Genomic DNA, 19,057 nt, shown 5'->3' on the forward strand with positions numbered 1-19,057 from the left:
GAGGGCCGATCATGGCAAGTGTCCAGGCTTTTGTCGTGAGTTGGGTGCGCCGAAGCCGGATTGCGGTGCTAATCGGCTTTTCGGTCCGGCGCTATTTCGTGCGAGCAGTTCTGCGGTTGGATTTGAACCGTGTAGTGCTGGGCATGCCCGTTCATCACCGCCACGTCGCGGAACATTGCGACGTGGCGGGGGCTCTGCCCCGCCGCCCTGTCGGGCGACTCCCCGGGATATTTTTTGACCCAAAGAAGCGGGTCAGCGGTTGAACAGGATCACGTTGCGCTTGGCCGCGCCGCCGAGTGTGTCGGCGATGGCTTCGTTGATCTGGTCAAGCTTCCAGCGGCCGGAGATCAGTTCGTCCAGCTTGAGGCGGCCTTGCTGGTAGAGGTCGATCATCCAGGGAATGTCGCGCTTGATGACCACGTTGCCCATCTTCGAACCGATGAAGCCTTGTCCAACATCGGCCATGAACAGCGGCGAGAATTTCGAGAACTGGTCACCATGGGGCATACCGATCATGACCACGTTCCCGCTCGCGGCCAGGTAACGCGGTGCCTGATCGTAGACCTGGGCGACGCCGACCGTGACCATGACGCAATCGGCGCCGCGCCCGAGGATTTTCTTGACCTCATTCCAGGGTTTGGCTTCTTTCGCGGAGACAGTATCGGTCGCCCCGAATTCCTTTGCGATCTCAAGTTTTTCATCCACGAGATCGACGGCGATGATGCGGCGGGCGCCCGCGATGCGCGCGCCCTGGATCGCGTTCAGGCCGACTCCGCCCGCGCCGATCACGACCACGTCCTGTCCGACACGGAGGCGTGCCGCGTTCACGGCGGCGCCGACGCCGGTGATCACGCCGCAGGAGATCAGGGAGGCGACATCCTTGCCGATGTCATGGGGGATGGTCACCACCTGACTTTGATCGACCACGACTTTTTCCGCGAAGGCACCGGTGTCGAGCGCCTGCATCAGGGGCGCGCCATCCTTTGTCTGCAGCGGGTGCTTGCTGCCATCGGTCGGGGTTTCGCAGGTTGTCAGGTGACCGGAGTGACAGGAGGGACAGTTGCCACAGGCTCTGATCAGGGTGACGCAGACGCTGTCGCCGATTTCGATTCCCTGCACGTTATCGCCCAGCGCGGTCACGCGACCGGCGGCTTCGTGGCCGTAGACGGCGGGCAGTTTGCCGCCAAAGCCGCCTTGCCAGAAGGAGATATCGGAATGGCAGATCGCCACGGCGTCCAGTTCGACTTCGACTTCGCCAGCCGCGGGCGGGGCGATTTGAACGTCCTCGATGACCAGAGGTTCATTGAAGGCGTGGCAGACGGCGGCCTTGATGGTTTGCATGGAACTCTCCCTGTTCATTTCCCTTGCACGTTACCTGTATCAGGGCGGGCTTCAAGTGCGAAACAGTATTTCGCTATGCGGGATTGCGATCTTCCTCAGGAAGCCGCCAGATGAGGAAGAGGGCGACCGAAAGGAGGAGCGCGGCGAGAAGAAAGGCTGCGCCCGGAAAATGGAACTCGGCAGCTGGCCGGGTGAAAAAGGCAAATGTCGAGGTCATGAGAAGCGGTGATATGACGGCGGCTAGCGCGTTGACGCTCGTCAGTACGCCCTGAAGTTCGCCCTGCGCGTTGTCGTCGACCTGCCGTGACATGATCCCTTGGAGGGCGGGGGTAATCACGGCTCCGATCGCGGCGATGGGCGTCAGTATGATGGCGACCGTGCCACTGGTCACCACGGCGAGGCTGAGGCAGGCGATGATGTCGAAGACCAGACCGTAGATCACTGTCCGCCTGTCACCCAGACGTCGCAGCATGTGGCGCAGTACCACCGCCTGCATGATGGCGGCGGATATGCCGTAGATGGCCAGAGAAATGCCGATGGTGCGGGAGGTCCAGCCAAAGCTGACCTGCGTGAAATAGGCCCAGATCGCCGGGTAGACGTAAAGGGCGATGCTGTAGAGCAGCGTGGAGAGCAGAAGAGTGCTGATACCGGGCAGATCGGAGAGATGGCGGAACGCGCCGAATGGATTGGCGCGCCGCCATTGAAAGGCGCGTCTGGTCCGGTCCGTTACGGTTTCCCGCAGAACGAACAGTCCAAGCATGAAATTGACGCCGGATAGTAGAGCCGCCGCAAAGAAGGGCGCGCGGGTGCCCATTTCGCCCAGCATACCGCCGACCACCGGACCCAGAACGAAACCTATGCCGAACGCGGCGCCGACCAGTCCGAAATTGGCTGATTTTTCTTCGCGCGTGGAGATGTCGGCCATGTAGGCGCTGGCGGTGCCATGGGTTGCCGCGGTGATCCCGCCGATGAGTCTCCCGATGATCAGCAGCCAGATCGTTCCGGCGAAGGCCATGACGAGATAATCCAGCGTCATGAAGAACAGCGACACGAGAAGGACCGGGCGACGTCCGAACCTGTCGGACAAGCTGCCGACCAGCGGGCCGAAGCCGAATTGCATGAGCGCGAAAACGGTCGAGAGCACGCCACCCCAGAGCGCGGCATTGGCGACGGAACCGCCGCGGACCTCGCGGATCAGATCGGGCATGATCGGCATGATGAGCCCGATGCCCATGGCATCGAGCATGACCGTCACGAGGATGAAGATCATCGGCAGGCGCAGGGAGACCCCCTGCGCCGTCGCTTCAGACCGGTCCGGCACTTTGGCTGCGGACGGCTTTGACAAAGGCACGTGCCTCGTCGGGGGCATGTCCCATTTGATGAAGGGGATCGAAAAGCGCTTGTACGTCGAGCTGCGGGTGATCGCGGGCAACAAGCTGACGCAGGGCTGTGTTCTGCTCTTGTGCTTCGGCGCAGAGTTTTTTGACCAACGCCTGCGCCTCTGGCCGGGGCATGGTTTCGGAAAGCGCAAAGCTCAACGCCTCGGCATGGATCATGTCGAGCCCGTCTGACAAGGCATGTTCCATCTGTTCCGGTCGCGGCGCTATCCCTTTGGCCAAAGTGCTTGCGGTCTTTGCCGACGTGGCCGCGCCCAGCACGATCTGCGGCAGGGAGAGCCATTCGGTGAACCATGCGGCACCATCGCGTTGATAGCGCGGCATGGCGGCACCTTGCAGGGCGGCCAGCAGGGCGGAAGAATGACGACCGAGCGCAACCAGAACAGACGGCCCCACCGGGTTCTGTTTCTGGGGCATGGTCGAGGATGCGCCCGCGCCCCCGAGGCTGATTTCGCCGATGCCGGTCTGCACGAGTTCGGTGGCGTCCTCGCCCAGCTTTCCAAGGCCGAGGCTGACCCGGCAGAACCAGTCCGCAAGCCGCAGGACCGGGGTGCGATCCGTGTGCCAGCTGCGCGCCGGGTCGCCGAGACCGAGGGCAACGGCAAGATCGGCGCGTATTTCAGGGGCCTTCGGACCCAGTGCCGCGCCGGTGCCCGCAGCGCCGGAGAGCGAAACAAGCAAGCAGTCGCGACGCAGGATTTCGAGTTCCGAAAGCAGGCCGAGCAGTGGCGCGCCCCATGCGGCAACCACAGCGCCAAAGCTCGTCGGCGTGGCGTGCTGACCATAGGTACGCGCGGGCATCGGCTGGCGGGCGTGTTTCTCTGCCAGATCGGCCAGCGATGACAGGACGCTGCGCAGGTCCTCTTCGACCAGACCAAGCGCCTGTCTGAGGCGCAGCATTAACGCGGTATCCTGAATGTCCTGACTGGTGCATCCCCAGTGGATGTACTGCGCATGCTCGGGCGCATTCATTTCTCCGCGAAAGGCGGAGACAAGTGCAGGCACGCTGACGCCGTTGCTGCCGGTGGCCTGCGCCAGCCCGCCGGGGTCGATCTGAAGTTCCATCGAGGCGCGGTGGATCGCCTTGGCGCTGAGTTCCGGGATGACGCCGAGTGCACCCTGAACCTTGGCCAGAGCACCTTCGACCAGCAGCATGGCGCGGACCTCAGCGGTATCGCTGAACAGGCGCGCAGCATCTCCCGACGAAAAAAGTTTGCCGTAGAGCGCGCTGTCAAAGACGCTTGCCGCCATCAGAGGCTCCCTGCGATCTGATCCATCAGTTTCGCCAGCCCTTTTGGGTCCGAGAAGAACGGAGAATGCGATGTGGGCATCTCGAAGACTCGCTCGCTTGGCCAGTCCTCAACCATTTCGGCCTGATACTCCGGTGGGATGGTCTGATCCTCGGTGCAGCGGATATAGAATTTCTCGACGCTTTCGTAATCCTGCGATACTTCAAGCGGCGTCTTTTGCGGGAGAATAGCCTGATCGCAAAGCAGGGGAACGGCAAAGTCGATGATCTCTTGCGAGCAATCGCTGTAGAAAAGATCGGCGGCCTGTTCCGGGTCTATCCGCATCGTGGCACCATCCGGGTTGCGGATGACGGCGGGAAGGATCGGCTGGCGCTTGGCCCGTTTGCGCAGGTCGACCATCGACAGCCCGTCGCGGGGGACATAGGCGCAGAGAAAGATCAGCGCCCGCATCGCCTTGGGGTCGACCTCGGCCGCGGCGGCAATGGGAAAGCCGCCCCAAGAATGGCCGAGGATAATGGTATCGGGGGTAGAGGCTGCCAGCACGGCGGCGCCGCATCCCGGCAGTGTCGCGTCGCCGCAAGGGGTATCGTCCTCGCCATTCCCCGGCAGGTCGATTGCCCGGGCGGTGTGGCCCAGAGCTTCGAGTTCGGGGATGAGATCGCGCCAGCACCACGCACCGTGGCACGAGCCGTGAACCAGAAGAAAATCCGCCATTACAGGTCCAGAAAGACGGTTTCGCCTTCACCTTGAAGCCGGATGTCGAACTGGTAGCTGTTGTCGCCGGTCTTTTTCGCGATCAGCGTTTCCACGCGGTTCTGATGCTCAAGCCGGGTCAGCAGCGGGTCGGCGCTGTGATCGTCACCTTCGAAATAGATGCGGGTTTGCAGGCCAATATTTATGCCGCGCGCCACGATCCAGAGAGCGATATGTGGCGACTGTTTTCCGACGCCTGCGGGTTTGACGGTGTTCAGCGTCCAGATACCGGTCGTAAGGTCAGAGGGCATCCGCGCGAAGCCACGCGAACCGGGCCCGAATTTGCCTTCAGCGTTGCATTGCCAGCTCTCCACCAGCACGTCTCGAAGAACTGTGCCGGTGCCATCCTGAATGGTGCCGGTGATAGTGATGTGTTCACCCGGTTCGTCCTTGGGAAAGGGTACGAGTCCGAGATCTTCGTCATAGATTCCTTCGATCCCGACGAAATTCGGTGTGCAGCCGATGTGGACGTAAGGACCCGCAGTCTGCGATGCGGTTTCTGTCAGCGTGTTCAGCGGCTGGACCATCAGAGCCCCTCCATCTTATTTTCAAACATGGTCTGGCGGCTGCCGCGCAGAACGATGTCGAACTTGTAGGCGAGGCAATCGAGCGGCATCGCACGGCTCATGTCGAGCGGCGCAACAAGGCGGTCGACTGCGGACTGGTCGGGGATCGTCTTGATGATCGGGCAGAGCGGGATCAGCGGGTCGCCTTCAAAGTACATCTGCGTGATGAGGCGCTGGCCAAAGCTGTGCCCGAAGACCGAGAAATGGATGTGCATCGGACGCCAGTCGTTGGGACCGTTGGGCCAGGGGTAAGCGCCGGGGCGGATGGTAAGGAATTCATAGGATCCGTCCTCGCCGGTAATGGTGCGTCCGCAACCGCCAAAATTGGGGTCGAGTGGGGCGAGGTATCCGTCCTTTTTGTGGCGATAGCGACCGCCTGCATTGGCCTGCCAGACCTCGACCAGAGCCCCCGGGACAGGACGCGCGTTTTCGTCCAAAACCCGGCCGTGAACGATGATCCGTTCGCCGATGGCGGGTTCGCCGGTGAAATTCAGGATCAGGTTGCTGTCCAGTTCGCCCAGCAGATCGTGACCAAATACAGGTCCGGTCTGCTCGGAGGGCGTGGCCGAGCCAGAAATCAGTGCCAGCTTGGGGCTGCGAGCGACGGAGGATTTGTAACCTGGCGCGTAGGCGACCGGATGGCCGCCCCTGTTGCGGGGAATGAGCGTCATGCCTCGTCTTCCATTTCCTTGTATGTGGCTTTCGCCAGTTTCAATGCATGATTGGCTTTGGGCACGCCTGCGTAGATGGCAACGTGCTGAAACGCTTCAAGAACATCGGACTTGCTGGCACCGGTCCGCGCGGTCGCTCGGATGTGCATGGGGATTTCTTCAAAATTCCCGGTGGCGGCAAGCAGCGCCAGCGTCAGCATCGAGCGTTCGCGGCGGGAGATACCGTCGCTTGCCCAGACAGTGCCCCAGGCGCCCTCTGTGATCAGGGTCTGAAATGGCAGGTCGAGATCCGTCTTGGCTGCTTCGGCGCGGTCGACATGCGCATCGCCCAGAACCTCGCGGCGGACTTTCATGCCCCGGTCAAAACTTTCAGACATGCCCTGTCTCCTTGAGGAAGTCGGTCAGGACCTGCGCGAATTCTTCAGGCTTTTCCACGCAGGGCAAATGGCCTGCACCACGGATCAGATGATACCGCGAGCCCGGGATCAGATCGATGGTCTCCTTCACCACATCGGGGGGAGTCGCGCCATCCTGATCGCCGGCGATGCCAAGGGCAGGGAGCCTCAACCCGCTGGTTGGCGTGTAGAAATCGGTGCCAGCTATGGCGGCGGAACAGCCCGCATACCCGTTGACCGGTTGCCGGGTCAGCATGTTCCGCCAAAGTTCAAGCTCGACCGTGTTTCGGAATTCGCGGGAGAACCACCGTTCCATCACGTTGTCAGCCATCGGTTCGATGCCATCGCGCAGAACGGCGTTCACCCTCTCTTGCCACATCTCGGCCGTACCAATCTTGGCAGCGGTATTGGAGAGGACAAGAGACCGCACGAGATCAAGACGCTTTACCGCGAGGCCTTGGGCAATCATGCCGCCAATAGACAACCCGACAAAGGCGCATTCCTTAACCCCGAGATGATCCAGCAGCAACTCGGCGTCGCGGACCAGTGAGCCCATCGAATAGGGCGGCTTGGGCATCGAGGAAAGACCGTGTCCGCGCTTGTCGTAACGGATGAACTTCAGCCCTGCGGGAAGCAGCGGTAAAACCTTGTCCCAGAGACGCAGATCCGTTCCGAGCGAATTGGAGAAGACGACCGGAGCGCCGTCTGGATCCCCATCGACCTGATAATGAAGCCGGATCTCACCCAGATCAGCAAATTGCATCTAACGCCTCCTCATTTCTGCCGGTCACAATAACCTTGTCTCCAGAAGAAGGTAAAGGCGGTTGGCGTCGGTAGCGGGGCCAATTTTCTTTCAAGAAAATTGCAAAGAAAATGTATGTTTTCTTCGCGCGTGCTTGGATCAGTCTGGGGTGAAACGGTCCATCGCCGACTGGAACACGGCCGGGTCCACGTTTCCGCCCGAGGCGATGGCAATCACCGTGTCGCCTTCTATCTCATCAGGATGGAAGAGAGCGGCGGCGAGTGCGACGGCACCTCCCGGTTCGACGACGATCTTGAGCCGCAGCCAGGCGAGCACCATCGCGCGCAAGGCTTCCTCTTCGGTCACGACCAGACCTGCGCCGCAAAGGCGTTGCATAATGGGGAAGGTGATATTGCCGGGTTGCGGTGTGATGATCGCATCGCACAGCGACCCGCTCAGCCGTTCGTTCCGTTCAATTTTCCCCGATGCGAGAGAGCGGGTGACGTCATCGAAAAACTCCGGTTCCACAGGTCTGGTCGTCATGCCCGGGGCCTGCTCTGCGAGCGCCAGCGCAATACCCGACGTCAGACCGCCACCCCCGCAGCAGACCAGAACCTCGGCTTTATCGATGCCGGCGTCGGCCGCGATTTCCAGCCCGATTGTTCCCTGACCGGCAATCACCTGCGGCTCGTCGAACGGTTTGACGAGTGTCAGCCCGCGTTCCTTGGCAAGTTGATCGCCAATGGCGTCTCGGTCCCCGGTGGCGCGGTCATAGAGAATGACCTCGGCACCCAGCGCGCGGGTATTCGCGATTTTGAGCTGCGGCGCATCCTCTGGCATCACGATCACAGCCGATATACCGTGCCCCCGGGCCGCAGCGGCAATACCCTGCGCATGATTGCCGCTGGAAAAGGCGATCACCCCATGCTCGCGCGCTTCAGGCGCGAGCGCAGAAATCGCCGACCACGCACCGCGAAACTTGAAACTGCCCGTGTGTTGCAGGCACTCGGGTTTGACCAGAACCTTTCGTCCCGCGATGTCATCGAGGAAGGGCGAGCTAAGAAGAGGGGTGCGCCGGGCGTGTCCCTCAAGACGGGTTGCAGCGGCTTTGATCATATCGATTGAAGTCATGGAAATTCCGAAATGCGAGGAAAGAGTGCGGGTTGACGCCGCCGGTTACCCGAGCCCTGCCAACTCGGGAATAGCGTTCAGATCCGTGAGGACATGTCCCGGACGCCAAGGCAGTTGGTCCATCGGCTCACCGGCGCGGTTGACCCAGGCCGTTTCAAAGCCGTAGCCGGCACCTGCCGCTGCGTCCCAGCCGTTGGAGGACACAAAGAGAACTTCGCTCGGTTCACATCCGAAACGACCTCCGACGAGATCATAAACCTGCTTGTCAGGCTTGAAAATACCGACGCTTTCCACCGACAGGACGTCATCAAGATACTCTCCGATGCCAGCCGATTGCACCGCACCTGTCAGCATCGCGGGGGAACCGTTCGATAGGATCGCAACCTGCATATGTCCCTCTTTGAGCCGTTTCAGCATGCCGGGGACTTCTTCAAAGGCGTCCAGTTCCCAGTAAAGATCCAGTAGCCTCTGGCGCAGGTCCGCATCACCATTAAGGCCGGTTTTTTCCAGTGCCCAGTCCAACCCGTTGCAGGTAACTTCCCAGAAATCGGTATGGGCATCCGAGATTGCCCGCAGCCAGGAATATTGCAGCTGTTTTGTGCGCCAGTGGGCGGCAAGTTCAGACCACGTGGTTTCGAGTTGCGGGAAGTTGCCTTCGTTCGCGACCTGCCGGGCGGCTGCGGAAACGTCGAAAAGGGTGCCGTAGGCGTCGAAAACACAGGTTGTGATCGTCATGCTTTGCGCTCTCTTGCCCAGTTCCGGTTGCCTGAACTGTGGCACAAGCGGTCGTCGGGTGAAAGACAGATTGAGCCGGGCGGGTTTACATCAGGGTATGAGGCCTTAGGTTAGGGGGGATTAAAGAACCCGCGATGAATGCGGCCTTTTCAAACTCACCCCAAACAGATCGGATATCTAATGACGCAGGTTAAAAACGGCGACAACGTACAAATCCATTACACCGGCACCTTTCAGGACGGCACCACCTTCGACAGTTCCGAAGGACGTGAGCCTCTGGCATTCGAAGTCGGCTCGGGGCAGATCATTCCCGGTCTGGATGCGGCGCTTCCCGGTATGGAAGTCGGAGATGCCAAGACGGTGAACGTACCCTGTGAAGACGCCTATGGGCCCGTCAATCCCGACATGCGCCAAGCCATTCCGCGCGAAGGTATCCCGGACAATATCCCGGTGGAAATCGGCGCGCGCTTGCAGATGCAGACGGCCGAAGGGCAAGTGATGCCGGTTACGGTTGTCGGTGTTGACGATGAAAGCGTGACGCTGGATGCCAACCACCCTCTGGCCGGGCACGATCTTACCTTTGCAATCGAAGTGGTTGCTATCGACAAGGCGGCCTGAGGTCGTTTCAGGTTTTTTCATGCTGGGGCCAAGCGCCCGGCATGGAAAGCCCACCCCGGACCTCGCCGGTTCGCATAACCTGATTGCGATCCGTCGGCTGTTCGGAGGTTCAGTCATTATAGGCTGAGGAGATGTTCTCCGCCATGTCCGGGTTTGACAGCATGGCTGCGACCATCACCGCGATACCGGAAAGAAAAACTGCGCGGACGCACCAGCGAGCGATCCTGCGCCGCCTTCTGCGTTCAACGCTTAACCTTGTATCTATTTCAAATCCATCCATGCCAAATTTTTGCCGATTAACTATGGCGGCGCAAAGGCGGATCGGTGAAAAAAGCTTGGAAAATCGCGAAGCTAGGCGTGCTACAGGAAATCCGGTTGCGGCATGCCAAGGATGTGATACCCGCCGTCGACGCGGATAATCTCGCCGGTGGTGCAGGCACCTGCATCGGAAGCCAGATAGACTGCGGTACCGCCGACGGCCTCGAGCGTTGCGTTGCTGCGCAGGGGGGCATTCTGATCCGTATGCTTGTAGGTCTTGCGCGCCCCGCCAATGGCGGCGCCGGCGAGAGTTTTCATCGGGCCGGGGCTGATGGCGTTGACGCGAATGCCTTCTGGGCCCAGATCGTTTGCGAGATAACGTGTCGCCGCCTCAAGAGCGGCCTTGGCGACCCCCATCACGTTATAGTTCGGGACGACGCGGTTCGACCCTTGGTAGGTCAGGGTCATCAGCGTGCCGCCATTGTCCTTCATCAGAGGGTAGGCGCGGCGCGCAACCTCGATGAAGGAATAGGCCGAGATATCCATCGAATTCTTGAAGTTGGCCCGGCTGGTGTTGAGGAACCGCCCGGTCAGCTCGGACTTGTCGGAGAACGCGATGGCGTGAACGAGAAAGTCAATGGTCGGCCACTTGCTGGCAAGCTGTTCAAAGGCTGCATCAAGCGAAGCGTCATCGGTCACATCGACATCGACCATAAAGTCCGAGCCGACGCTTTGCGCCAGTGGTTCCAGCCGTTTGCCGAATGCCTCTCCCTGATAGGAAAAGGCCAGTTCAGCGCCTGCTTCGGCCATGGCTTTTGCGATGCCCCAAGCGATTGAGCGGTCATTGGCGACCCCCATGACCAGACCGCGTTTTCCCGACAATTGCTTTGACATTCTCAGCTCACCCAACCGTTTATCGTTTTTTATCCATTGTACCTGGAGAGGATCATCGACCCGTTCGTGCCGCCGAACCCGAATGAGTTGGTCATCACGCTGTCCAAACCGGCATTTTCCACCAGTTCCGTCGCGATTTCCCGGGCATTCAGCTTGGGATCGAGCGTTTCGACATTGATCGAGCGGGCAATAAAGTCGTTTTCAAGCATAAGCAGGCTGAAAATCGCTTCAAGAGCCCCGGCGGCGCCCTGTGCGTGGCCCGTCATCGACTTGGTCGAGCTGATCGGGGGCGTGGTGCCTTCGCCAAACACGCGTCGCACTGCTTCGACTTCGCCGACGTCGCCGACCGGGGTCGAGGTGCCGTGGGCATTGATGTAGCCGACTTTCCGGTCCTCGGGGAGCGTTTGCAACGCAAGACGCATGGCCCGTTCGCCGCCTTCACCCGAAGGTGCCACCATGTCGTGCCCGTCGCTGGTTGCCGCGAAACCGGTCACTTCGGCATAGATCTTGGCGCCACGCGCCTTGGCATGTTCGAGTTCTTCCAGAACGACGATGCCACCGCCGCCGGTAATCACGAAACCGTCGCGGTTCGCATCGAAAGCGCGCGAGGCCTTTTCAGGTGTGTCATTGAACTTGGACGACATCGCGCCCATTGCGTCGAACAGGCAGGACAGGGTCCAGTCGAGTTCTTCGCCGCCACCAGCAAACATGACATCTTGCTTGCCCATCATGATCTGTTCAGACGCGCTGCCAATGCAATGCAGCGAGGTCGAGCAGGCGGAGGTGATCGAGTAGTTAATGCCCTTGATCTTGTAGGCCGTCGACAGGTTGGCGCTGATTGTTGAGGACATGCATTTTGGCACGGCGAAGGGACCAATGCGCTTGGTCGCGCCGGATTTCAGCACGGTCTGGTGCGCGCTCAGCATTGCCGAGGTGCTCGGCCCGCCAGAGCCTGCGATAAGGCCCGTGCGCGGATTGACGACGTCGCCTTCTTCCAGTCCCGCGTCGGCAATGGCCTCGGCCATCGCTATATGCGCATAAGCGGCACCTGGCCCCATGAAACGCAATGTACGCTTGTCCACATGTTCGGACACATCGATTTTCAGCGTCCCGGCGATCTGGCTGCGAAAGCCATGTTCAGCCATTTCCGCACTGGATTCGATCCCGCTTTTCCCGGATTTCAGGGCGGCGAGAACTTCGTCCCGATTGTTTCCGATGGACGAGACGATGCCCAGCCCTGTGACGACGACGCGGCGCATTGGCGGTCTCCTTTTTGGTGATGTCCCGTACAGGAACTCAGGCCTGGGCTGTTGCCAGACCCACCTTCATATCTGTTACGGAATAAATCTCTTCCCCGTCCGCGACAACCCGTCCATTGGCGACGCCAATCTTGAGCTTGCGGTCGATGACGCGGGTCATATCCACGTAATATGTCAGCATCTTGCGATCGGGCTTGACCATGCCGGTCAGCTTGACCTCACCGACACCAAGCGCCATGCCCTGACCCTGCATACCGCGCCAGCCAAGGTTGAAGCCGGTGAGCTGCCAGAGTCCGTCCAGGCCAAGGCAGCCGGGCATGATCGGGTTGCCGGGGAAATGGCAATCAAAGAACCAGAGGTCCGGGGTGATGTCGAACTCGGCGATCACATGGCCTTTACCCGCACTGCCGCCATCATCGCTGATCTCGGTAATCCGGTCCATCATCAGCATCGGCGGAAGCGGCAATTGAGCGTTCCCGGGGCCGAAGAGTTCGCCACGGGCGCATTTCAGTAAGCCTTCTTTGTCAAAGCTGCTTGGGTATTGGGCCATTCTGGCGCGTCTCCTGCTCCTTGTATGGTGAACCCTCTAGCACCCGTCCCGCCGGTCCTGCAAGCCTGCGGCATAGTCGCCTCTGGCCGGGTCGCAAACGGCGGTTGCAAGGAATTTTGTTTGAATGTTCACCTTTGCGACCCTTATATATCATGTAAATCTGTGAGACGAGGATTGGGATGACACCGGACGTTACGGAAACCGCAACCAAATGGTTGGGCACCGCAGGTCTGAGACCGACGCGGCAGCGCGTGGCGCTGGCCGAGTTGCTGATTGGCGACGGCAAGCATCGCCATGTGACCGCCGAAAGCCTCTTTGAATCCGCACGCGCATCCGAGGCACCGGTATCCTTGGCGACCGTGTACAACACGCTGCGGGCCTTTTGTGACGCGGGTTTGCTACAGGAAGTTACCGTGGACGGGTCGAAGAGCTATTTTGACACGAACACGATAGATCACCCGCATTTCTTCTGGGAAGACGAAGGTCACCTGACTGACGCGCCCTCGGATCAGCTTGTCATCTCACGGGTACCCGATGCGCCCGAAGGTGCCGAAATCGCTTCGGTTGACGTGGTGATCCGTCTGCGCCGTCGCTAGGTCGGCAATGTTCCAGATTTTTGCGGTGATTCGCCTTTGGTGACGTAATTCCTGCGGTCAAAACCAGCCTGCAGCAGCTGAACCCTAAATTCAAAGCGAGGAAGATGTACCCGATGAAATTTTGAGCATCTGCTGAAAATTCATCGCAACGCCAGCGTTCGTGGCGCTCGATCAGCGTCTTGGTGGAGGTTGACGCCGTTAATAGCCGGCGGGTGGTTGCAATCCCCGATAGATAGGGCGCATCCAGCAACTGCACTGAGTGCCGCCGCACTGCCCGCGCACAGGGAATTGTGTTAAGTACCCGACGCGAAGTTTCATACGGCATCGCATCGGCGGTCCGACGAAAACGTGAGTGCTGCCGCTTCAAGAGAGCTAGGATAGGATATGAAGAAAGACATTCGCCCCGACCACATGACAGAGATCGAGTGGAAGACGCGTCAGGATCTGGCGGCTTGCTACCGCCTTGCTGCGCTGCACCGCATGACCGACCTGATCTATACCCATATCACGGCACGGGTCCCCGACGAGGATAATGCCTTTCTGATCAACCCCTATGGCTGGCGATGGGAAGAGATCACCGCCTCTTCGCTCGTCAAGATTGACACCGACGGGAACAAGCTGGACGACAGCCCCCATGACGTCAATCCGGCCGGTTTCACCATCCACTCAGCCGTTCACCGCGCCCGCCACGATGCATCCTGGGTGATGCATACGCATACGCGCGCTGGCGTCGCGGTTTCCTGCCTGGAAGAAGGGCTGCTGCCGCTGAACCAGATCGCGCTGCAGTTTTACGGTCGCGTGGGTTACCATGATTTTCAAGGCATCGCACTGGATCTGGCCGAACGGGACAGCATTGTCGAAGACCTTGGCGACAATCCTGTGCTGATCCTCAGAAACCACGGTCTGCTGACCGTCGGCGGCACCGCGGCCGAAATGTACAGCAACATGTTCTATCTGGAACGTTCCTGCGAAATCCAGATGTCCGCGCTGTCGGCAGGTCGTAAAATTCAGGAGATACCCAAAGCTGTCTGCGACCACACTGTGGGCCAGTATTCGCAAGGCTCCGACTCTGCTGGTCTTAATCTCGAATGGCAGGCTCATCTGCGCAGCATCGAGGCGATTGACCCGACCTATCGCACCTGAACGATCCAATCAGTGGTTCCGTGTTCACTGGCGCGGAGCCGCTATACGCCTCGCATCTGAGGCTCGATTTCTCTGGCCTCAGACATCCGGGTTCCAGAAAAGCGGATTGAGACGGGTCAGAACCATTGTCCGGGTTCAATCAAACCCAGTTCCAGCAATTGCCGGGAATGCCATTCGAATTCGATCGAATTGCGCCAGTTGAAGGTGCTGATATCAAAGGAAGAGCCCGGATTGCGCTTCAACGCCTTGGCGGTGCGGAATGAACAGATCGCGGCCGTCAGGTTGTTGTGCCACGGACAGGCGTAGGTATTGAACTCTTCTTCGCTGAGCGTGTGATCCGCCCGTAGCGTCAGCCCCGGTTTCGCCCGGAACAGGCCGATGCGGTCGATGCGGCGCTTGCCGGCCGGAACGTGTTCCTCGAACCGCCATCGCAGCCCGCCAAAAAAGTCCAGTTGGCGGTCAAAGGGTTTGCCGGTGTCCGGATTCGTGCGGGCCAGCGCGTAATAACCGGACTTGTCCAGATATGCATGATCCAGAGAGACCGCGCCCGGGCTGGTCGTGAGATCGCCCGCGTAAAGGTCGATTACGTAGGTCAACATCGCTTCGCGGCGTTCCTCGCGGTGAAACCGCAGCATCTCTTTGACCGAACGCGTTTCACAGAACGGATAAAACAGGTATTCCGAGTTGAAGCAGTAGTAGAGCCATTGCTCGGGTGCGGCGGCGATCAGGTGGTTCATGGCGTCGATGACCGCCATGGCGGGCAGAGGGTCAAAATCGATCCGTTGCACGCGCGACGCGACATCCGGGGCAAGAAGAAAGGTCTCGGGCATCAGCGCCAGAACGGTTTCGAACCCGCATTCCAGATGATGACGGAGGGTCGTGTCGATTTCGACCGTGTCTTCGACAAAGATCGCGGCGATGGGACCGGCTGGTTTGCTACCGCTCCCGAGGTATGCGTCTAGAGAGGAATATCTGCGCTCCGCCCCGTTCATGCTTTCCCTCTGCTGGCAACTTTGCGCAGAATCCGCTAATCGCCCCGACATTGCAAGCCATCAGCGATGCGTCTAGATGATGGCGCTTACCGCGAATCCGGAGGCCCGACATGACTGAGCCGAAAAAGCTGTTTCTCAAGACCTATGGCTGTCAGATGAATGTCTATGACAGCGAACGCATGGCCGAAGCGCTGGGCGGCGAGGGCTATGTCGAAACGGACCGACCGGAAGACGCGGACATGATCCTGCTGAACACCTGTCACATCCGGGAAAAGGCGGCCGAGAAAGTCTATTCAGAGCTGGGCCGTTTCCGGGGGTTGAAAGCGGATAAACCCGATCTGAAGATCGGTGTTGCAGGCTGTGTCGCACAGGCCGAAGGGGCCGAGATCATGCGCCGGCAGCCGCTGGTCGATCTGGTGGTCGGTCCGCAAAGCTATCATCGGCTTCCCGAGATGGAGGCAAAGGTGCGCGGCGGCGAGCGGGCGCTCGACACGGATTTCCCCGAAGAGGACAAGTTCGAAAAGCTCAAATCGCGTCCCAAGGCCAAGCGCGGGCCTACTGCATTTCTCACCGTGCAGGAAGGCTGCGACAAGTTCTGCGCCTTCTGCGTGGTTCCCTATACGCGTGGCGCCGAAGTCAGCCGTCCGGTCGATCGCATCCTGACCGAAGCGCGCGATCTGGTTGAGCGGGGCGTGCGGGAAATCACCTTGTTGGGTCAAAACGTCAACGCCTATCACGGCGAGGCAGCCAACGGCGACTGGACGCTGGCAAAACTGATCTGGGCGCTGGACAAGATCGACGGTCTGGAACGCATTCGTTTCACCACCTCGCACCCCAACGATATGGGCGAGGACCTGATCGAGGCACATGGCGAATGCGCCAAGCTGATGCCCTATCTTCATCTGCCGGTGCAGTCCGGATCAGACAAGATCCTGAAACGGATGAACCGTAGCCACACGGCAGAAAGCTACCTGCGCCTGATCGAGCGTATTCGCGCCGCACGACCCGATATCCTGATGTCGGGCGATTTCATCGTCGGTTTTCCCGAAGAGACCGAAGAGGATTTTCAGGCCACGCTCAATCTGATCGAAGAGGTGCGTTACGGTTACGCCTATTCCTTCAAGTATTCGACCCGCCCGGGGACGCCCGCCGCTGAGCGCGCGCAGCTTGACGAAGATACCAAGAATGAACGCTTGCAGCGACTGCAGGCACTGATCTCTCGCCAGCAACGCGAAATTCAGGACGAGATGGTTGGTCGTGTCGTGAACGTTCTGTTCGAGAGGGAAGGGCGCATTCCGGGGCAGATGGCAGGGAAATCCGAGTATCTGCATGCTGTGCACGTCAAGGATGCCGGGCTCGATATCGGTGAGATGGCACCGATCCGCATCGTGGAGTCCGGTGCGAACTCCCTTGCCGGCGTCCGCGTCGATTAAACACTTCGTTAATCGTAGCCAAATTAAATCAATTGAAAGCGATTCGCTGCTGCTGGCGAGCGCTTGCAAATTGAGTTAACGGCAGTTCGTTTCCAATTCAGGGGCAATGCCTCTTGCGCGTGATGACTGTGTCTGGTCTGTCGCGGCTTGCACGCGATTTGCCGCAATTCTGCCCCATTTGGATTCTGATCGCCTAGGGTTACGTCTGCGGGCTGTCGTGCGAAGTAGGCGGCAGCACGTGTGCCCGGAGAAGTCGGGATGAAGGAAGGGTTCGGAAGTGAAATTCAATGCAAGGTCGGCTGCGGGCTTTATGGGGGCTCTCTTCGCCGCAATCGTCGTGACCCTGACCCCGGTCGCGGCTTTCGCTCAAAGTCAAAGCAAGGGCGAACGCTACATCCCCTCGATCTGGGTCGATCCCGATGGATGTGAGCACTGGGTCATGGACGATGGCGCTGAAGGATACATGACGCCGCATGTCAATCGCGAGGGTCATCCGATCTGTCGGCGCGGCAAGGTCTGCGGCATCATGCCGACCGATCAGTTCTTTGCAACTGACCAATACGCCATCAGCCGCGCGGGTCAGCAGCGCTTGAAAGAGTTCTTTGCGAAAGCCAGCGCGCCTTCGGGATTTATCATCACCGGGCATACGGATAACCGCGCTTCGGACGAATACAACATGCGGTTGAGCGAGCGTCGAGCGGCCTCGGTCGCACGCGTCGCCAAGGCGGTCGGCGTGCGCATCAATGACGTACGGGGCTATGGCGAACGGCAGCCAAGGGCAAGCAACGACACGGCCAAGGGCAAGGCGCAGAACCGGCGCGTCGAAATCATTTGCCTGCGATAGGAATGCGATCATGAAATACGCAAGAATTACCCTCGCATTGCTAGCGACCGCGGGCTTAACCGCATGCGGTGCCAACCTTGGAGAAATGGGCGCGGACCGTGGCATCGATTCCAAAGGTCTCGGGACTTTGCAGGCGGGCATCTGGGTCGATCCTACGGGGTGCGATCACTGGATCATCGATGACGGTCTCGAAGGCTATCTGAGCCAGCGACTCGACCCCTATGGGCGTCCGGTCTGCTCGGGTATCGCGCCGCCGAATACGGCTGTCGGCCCCTTCAAGGCAGGTACGGCCATTCCCGACACGATCTGATACGCGCCAGCCTACGAGGCGTGCGTCGCCAAGGTATGCGATCAGCCTTTTTGATTCAAATTTACGAAATCGCTTGATCTGCGCTTGCGCGGTCGTGGCGAAGTTGGCACCCTTGAACCAGACGTCCAATACAGGAGAGCGGATTGGCCATAGGTGCCCTGAACCCACCGCAGACAACCAACGCAGCTCATGAGGCGTTGATTGAATTTCCCGACAACCGGTTGCTCATCGATTTGTGTGGTGAATACGACCGGAATCTTGCCGAGATTGAAAAGAAGCTGAGCGTACAGATCCTGAGGCGTGGCAACCAGCTCGCCGTGCTTGGTGAAGACGAGATGCGCCGTCAGGCCGTCGACGTATTGCAGTCGCTTTACTCCAGGCTTGAAGCCGGCCGACAGGTCGAACCGGGCGACATCGACCGCGAACTGCGGATGAGTCCTCCGGAAGCGGATGCCTCTACCGGAACACAGCTCGAGATGTTCCGAGGCGGCAAGGTCGAGATCAAAACCCGCAAGAAGATGATCGAACCGCGCACCGACGCGCAAAAAGCCTATGTCCAGTCGCTTTTTGAGAACGAGCTGGCTTTCGGCATTGGTCCCGCAGGTACGGGTAAAACCTATCTTGCAGTCGCGGTTGGGGTGAACATGTTCATCAACGGGCTGGTCGACAAGATCATCCTGTCGCGCCCCGCAGTCGAAGCCGGTGAAAAGCTTGGCTTTCTTCCCGGCGCGATGGAGGACAAGGTCGATCCTTACATGCAGCCTCTCTATGATGCGCTGAACGATTTTCTTCCGGGCAAACAGCTTGCCAAGCTGCGCGAAGAAAAGACCGTTGAGATCGCACCGCTGGCATTCATGCGGGGCCGGACTCTTTCCAACGCGTTTGTTGTTCTGGACGAGGCGCAGAACGCGACCACGATGCAGATGAAGATGTTCCTGACCCGTCTGGGTGAAGGATCGCGTATGGTAATTACCGGCGACCGGACCCAGATCGACCTTCCGCGTGGGACCGCATCGGGGCTGGCGGATGCCGAGCGTTTGCTGAAATCCATTCCGAACATCAGCTTCAACTATTTCACCTCCAAGGACGTTGTGCGTCACCCGCTGGTTGCCGCGATCATCGAAGCCTACGAATCCGATCCCGGACCGAGTTGATCCTGCCCTTGCAACCGGGGCCTTT

At 59.6% G+C, this 19,057-nt stretch carries 22 protein-coding genes; 8 read left to right on the plus strand and 14 right to left on the minus strand.

Annotated elements, in window-relative coordinates:
* The first annotated feature begins 11 nt into the window (after positions 1 to 11).
* Complete coding sequence (locus ACU0FH_RS05810) at positions 12 to 263, plus strand: hypothetical protein (RefSeq protein ID WP_446193768.1); 252 nt, start codon at positions 12 to 14, stop codon at positions 261 to 263.
* Here ACU0FH_RS05810 and ACU0FH_RS05815 read toward each other — a convergent pair.
* The 10 genes from ACU0FH_RS05815 to ACU0FH_RS05860 form a co-directional block, all read right to left on the minus strand.
* Positions 253 to 1,341, minus strand: coding sequence for a Zn-dependent alcohol dehydrogenase (locus tag ACU0FH_RS05815; RefSeq protein WP_238372542.1), 1,089 nt, complete (start codon positions 1,339 to 1,341; stop codon positions 253 to 255). The genes ACU0FH_RS05810 and ACU0FH_RS05815 overlap by 11 nt on opposite strands.
* A gap of 73 nt (positions 1,342 to 1,414) precedes the next feature.
* Positions 1,415 to 2,662, minus strand: coding sequence for a TCR/Tet family MFS transporter (locus ACU0FH_RS05820; protein WP_446194153.1), 1,248 nt, complete (start codon positions 2,660 to 2,662; stop codon positions 1,415 to 1,417).
* On the minus strand, positions 2,646 to 3,989 hold the full coding sequence (locus ACU0FH_RS05825) for a lyase family protein (protein WP_446193769.1): 1,344 nt from the start codon (positions 3,987 to 3,989) through the stop codon (positions 2,646 to 2,648). Before ACU0FH_RS05825 ends, ACU0FH_RS05820 begins: the two co-directional genes overlap by 17 nt.
* Complete coding sequence (locus ACU0FH_RS05830) at positions 3,989 to 4,702, minus strand: alpha/beta fold hydrolase (protein WP_446193770.1); 714 nt, start codon at positions 4,700 to 4,702, stop codon at positions 3,989 to 3,991. The genes ACU0FH_RS05825 and ACU0FH_RS05830 overlap by 1 nt, the downstream gene beginning before the upstream one ends.
* Positions 4,702 to 5,268 (minus strand): protocatechuate 3,4-dioxygenase subunit alpha, encoded by a 567-nt coding sequence (gene pcaG / locus ACU0FH_RS05835; protein WP_446193771.1) that lies wholly within the window; start codon positions 5,266 to 5,268, stop codon positions 4,702 to 4,704. Before pcaG ends, ACU0FH_RS05830 begins: the two co-directional genes overlap by 1 nt.
* Entirely contained in the window at positions 5,268 to 5,978 is a 711-nt protein-coding gene (gene pcaH / locus ACU0FH_RS05840) for a protocatechuate 3,4-dioxygenase subunit beta (RefSeq protein ID WP_446193772.1), read from the minus strand. The genes pcaG and pcaH overlap by 1 nt, the downstream gene beginning before the upstream one ends.
* Positions 5,975 to 6,355: a 4-carboxymuconolactone decarboxylase gene (pcaC, locus tag ACU0FH_RS05845; RefSeq protein WP_446193773.1), complete on the minus strand. Its 381-nt coding sequence runs from the start codon at positions 6,353 to 6,355 to the stop codon at positions 5,975 to 5,977. The genes pcaH and pcaC overlap by 4 nt, the downstream gene beginning before the upstream one ends.
* The gene (gene pcaD, locus ACU0FH_RS05850) at positions 6,348 to 7,136 is read right to left on the minus strand and encodes a 3-oxoadipate enol-lactonase (RefSeq protein WP_446193774.1); all 789 of its coding nucleotides are present in this window, start codon (positions 7,134 to 7,136) and stop codon (positions 6,348 to 6,350) included. Before pcaD ends, pcaC begins: the two co-directional genes overlap by 8 nt.
* 138 nt (positions 7,137 to 7,274) lie before the next feature.
* Positions 7,275 to 8,246 carry a threonine ammonia-lyase gene (locus ACU0FH_RS05855; protein ID WP_446193775.1) on the minus strand — a complete coding sequence of 324 codons (972 nt, stop codon included), beginning with the start codon at positions 8,244 to 8,246 and terminating at the stop codon, positions 7,275 to 7,277.
* 45 nt (positions 8,247 to 8,291) lie between these two features.
* Complete coding sequence (locus ACU0FH_RS05860; RefSeq protein WP_446193776.1) at positions 8,292 to 8,981, minus strand: haloacid dehalogenase type II; 690 nt, start codon at positions 8,979 to 8,981, stop codon at positions 8,292 to 8,294.
* Positions 8,982 to 9,161: 180 nt separating this feature from the next.
* Between ACU0FH_RS05860 and ACU0FH_RS05865 the strand changes: the two genes are divergently transcribed.
* The gene (locus ACU0FH_RS05865) at positions 9,162 to 9,599 is read left to right on the plus strand and encodes an FKBP-type peptidyl-prolyl cis-trans isomerase (RefSeq protein WP_238372551.1); all 438 of its coding nucleotides are present in this window, start codon (positions 9,162 to 9,164) and stop codon (positions 9,597 to 9,599) included.
* Positions 9,600 to 9,959: 360 nt separating this feature from the next.
* Here the strand turns inward: ACU0FH_RS05865 and ACU0FH_RS05870 are convergent, their stop codons facing one another.
* From ACU0FH_RS05870 to fabA, 3 genes are read right to left on the minus strand one after another with little or no spacing between them, the layout of a single operon-like run.
* Complete coding sequence (locus ACU0FH_RS05870; protein ID WP_238370709.1) at positions 9,960 to 10,751, minus strand: enoyl-ACP reductase FabI; 792 nt, start codon at positions 10,749 to 10,751, stop codon at positions 9,960 to 9,962.
* Between the two features lie 29 nt (positions 10,752 to 10,780).
* On the minus strand, positions 10,781 to 12,010 hold the full coding sequence (gene fabB / locus ACU0FH_RS05875) for a beta-ketoacyl-ACP synthase I (RefSeq protein ID WP_446193777.1): 1,230 nt from the start codon (positions 12,008 to 12,010) through the stop codon (positions 10,781 to 10,783).
* A gap of 37 nt (positions 12,011 to 12,047) precedes the next feature.
* Positions 12,048 to 12,560: a bifunctional 3-hydroxydecanoyl-ACP dehydratase/trans-2-decenoyl-ACP isomerase gene (gene fabA / locus ACU0FH_RS05880; protein WP_238370711.1), complete on the minus strand. Its 513-nt coding sequence runs from the start codon at positions 12,558 to 12,560 to the stop codon at positions 12,048 to 12,050.
* Between the two features lie 179 nt (positions 12,561 to 12,739).
* Between fabA and irrA the strand changes: the two genes are divergently transcribed.
* Together irrA and ACU0FH_RS05890 are read left to right on the plus strand one after the other, a co-directional pair.
* A complete protein-coding gene (irrA, locus tag ACU0FH_RS05885) occupies positions 12,740 to 13,156 on the plus strand; it encodes an iron response transcriptional regulator IrrA (RefSeq protein ID WP_088632143.1) in 417 nt (138 codons plus the stop codon).
* 384 nt (positions 13,157 to 13,540) lie between these two features.
* On the plus strand, positions 13,541 to 14,299 hold the full coding sequence (locus ACU0FH_RS05890; protein WP_446193778.1) for a class II aldolase/adducin family protein: 759 nt from the start codon (positions 13,541 to 13,543) through the stop codon (positions 14,297 to 14,299).
* Between the two features lie 116 nt (positions 14,300 to 14,415).
* On the opposite strand, the gene ACU0FH_RS05895 is transcribed toward ACU0FH_RS05890, so the two are convergent.
* Positions 14,416 to 15,291 (minus strand): hypothetical protein, encoded by an 876-nt coding sequence (locus tag ACU0FH_RS05895; protein WP_446193779.1) that lies wholly within the window; start codon positions 15,289 to 15,291, stop codon positions 14,416 to 14,418.
* A 110-nt stretch (positions 15,292 to 15,401) separates the two neighbouring features.
* Between ACU0FH_RS05895 and miaB the strand changes: the two genes are divergently transcribed.
* The 4 genes from miaB (at position 15,402) to ACU0FH_RS05915 (ending at position 19,032) form a co-directional block, all read left to right on the plus strand.
* Positions 15,402 to 16,724, plus strand: a complete 1,323-nt coding sequence (gene miaB, locus ACU0FH_RS05900; RefSeq protein WP_446193780.1) for a tRNA (N6-isopentenyl adenosine(37)-C2)-methylthiotransferase MiaB — start codon at positions 15,402 to 15,404, stop codon at positions 16,722 to 16,724.
* A 310-nt stretch (positions 16,725 to 17,034) separates the two neighbouring features.
* Positions 17,035 to 17,568 carry an OmpA family protein gene (locus tag ACU0FH_RS05905; RefSeq protein WP_446194154.1) on the plus strand — a complete coding sequence of 178 codons (534 nt, stop codon included), beginning with the start codon at positions 17,035 to 17,037 and terminating at the stop codon, positions 17,566 to 17,568.
* Between the two features lie 10 nt (positions 17,569 to 17,578).
* Positions 17,579 to 17,878: a hypothetical protein gene (locus ACU0FH_RS05910; protein WP_446193781.1), complete on the plus strand. Its 300-nt coding sequence runs from the start codon at positions 17,579 to 17,581 to the stop codon at positions 17,876 to 17,878.
* A 143-nt stretch (positions 17,879 to 18,021) separates the two neighbouring features.
* On the plus strand, positions 18,022 to 19,032 hold the full coding sequence (locus tag ACU0FH_RS05915; RefSeq protein ID WP_238370717.1) for a PhoH family protein: 1,011 nt from the start codon (positions 18,022 to 18,024) through the stop codon (positions 19,030 to 19,032).
* The last annotated feature ends 25 nt before the right edge of the window (positions 19,033 to 19,057 follow it).

The sequence above is a fragment of the Heliomarina sp. genome (assembly GCF_052826185.1).

Bases quoted from the DNA above. Each gene is read 5' to 3' on its own strand.
- ACU0FH_RS05865 (WP_238372551.1), top strand. From the start codon at position 9,162: ATGACGCAGGTTAAAAACGGCGACAACGTACAAATCCATTACACCGGC.
- ACU0FH_RS05855 (WP_446193775.1), bottom strand. From the start codon at position 8,246: ATGACTTCAATCGATATGATCAAAGCCGCTGCAACCCGTCTTGAGGGA.
- ACU0FH_RS05830 (WP_446193770.1), bottom strand. From the start codon at position 4,702: ATGGCGGATTTTCTTCTGGTTCACGGCTCGTGCCACGGTGCGTGGTGC.
- fabA (WP_238370711.1), bottom strand. From the start codon at position 12,560: ATGGCCCAATACCCAAGCAGCTTTGACAAAGAAGGCTTACTGAAATGC.
- ACU0FH_RS05905 (WP_446194154.1), top strand. From the start codon at position 17,035: ATGGGGGCTCTCTTCGCCGCAATCGTCGTGACCCTGACCCCGGTCGCG.
- ACU0FH_RS05890 (WP_446193778.1), top strand. From the start codon at position 13,541: ATGAAGAAAGACATTCGCCCCGACCACATGACAGAGATCGAGTGGAAG.
- miaB (WP_446193780.1), top strand. From the start codon at position 15,402: ATGACTGAGCCGAAAAAGCTGTTTCTCAAGACCTATGGCTGTCAGATG.
- ACU0FH_RS05810 (WP_446193768.1), top strand. From the start codon at position 12: ATGGCAAGTGTCCAGGCTTTTGTCGTGAGTTGGGTGCGCCGAAGCCGG.
- ACU0FH_RS05895 (WP_446193779.1), bottom strand. From the start codon at position 15,291: ATGAACGGGGCGGAGCGCAGATATTCCTCTCTAGACGCATACCTCGGG.
- irrA (WP_088632143.1), top strand. From the start codon at position 12,740: ATGACACCGGACGTTACGGAAACCGCAACCAAATGGTTGGGCACCGCA.
- pcaG (WP_446193771.1), bottom strand. From the start codon at position 5,268: ATGGTCCAGCCGCTGAACACGCTGACAGAAACCGCATCGCAGACTGCG.
- fabB (WP_446193777.1), bottom strand. From the start codon at position 12,010: ATGCGCCGCGTCGTCGTCACAGGGCTGGGCATCGTCTCGTCCATCGGA.
- ACU0FH_RS05860 (WP_446193776.1), bottom strand. From the start codon at position 8,981: ATGACGATCACAACCTGTGTTTTCGACGCCTACGGCACCCTTTTCGAC.
- ACU0FH_RS05910 (WP_446193781.1), top strand. From the start codon at position 17,579: ATGAAATACGCAAGAATTACCCTCGCATTGCTAGCGACCGCGGGCTTA.
- ACU0FH_RS05825 (WP_446193769.1), bottom strand. From the start codon at position 3,989: ATGGCGGCAAGCGTCTTTGACAGCGCGCTCTACGGCAAACTTTTTTCG.
- ACU0FH_RS05870 (WP_238370709.1), bottom strand. From the start codon at position 10,751: ATGTCAAAGCAATTGTCGGGAAAACGCGGTCTGGTCATGGGGGTCGCC.
- ACU0FH_RS05815 (WP_238372542.1), bottom strand. From the start codon at position 1,341: ATGCAAACCATCAAGGCCGCCGTCTGCCACGCCTTCAATGAACCTCTG.
- pcaC (WP_446193773.1), bottom strand. From the start codon at position 6,355: ATGTCTGAAAGTTTTGACCGGGGCATGAAAGTCCGCCGCGAGGTTCTG.
- pcaD (WP_446193774.1), bottom strand. From the start codon at position 7,136: ATGCAATTTGCTGATCTGGGTGAGATCCGGCTTCATTATCAGGTCGAT.
- pcaH (WP_446193772.1), bottom strand. From the start codon at position 5,978: ATGACGCTCATTCCCCGCAACAGGGGCGGCCATCCGGTCGCCTACGCG.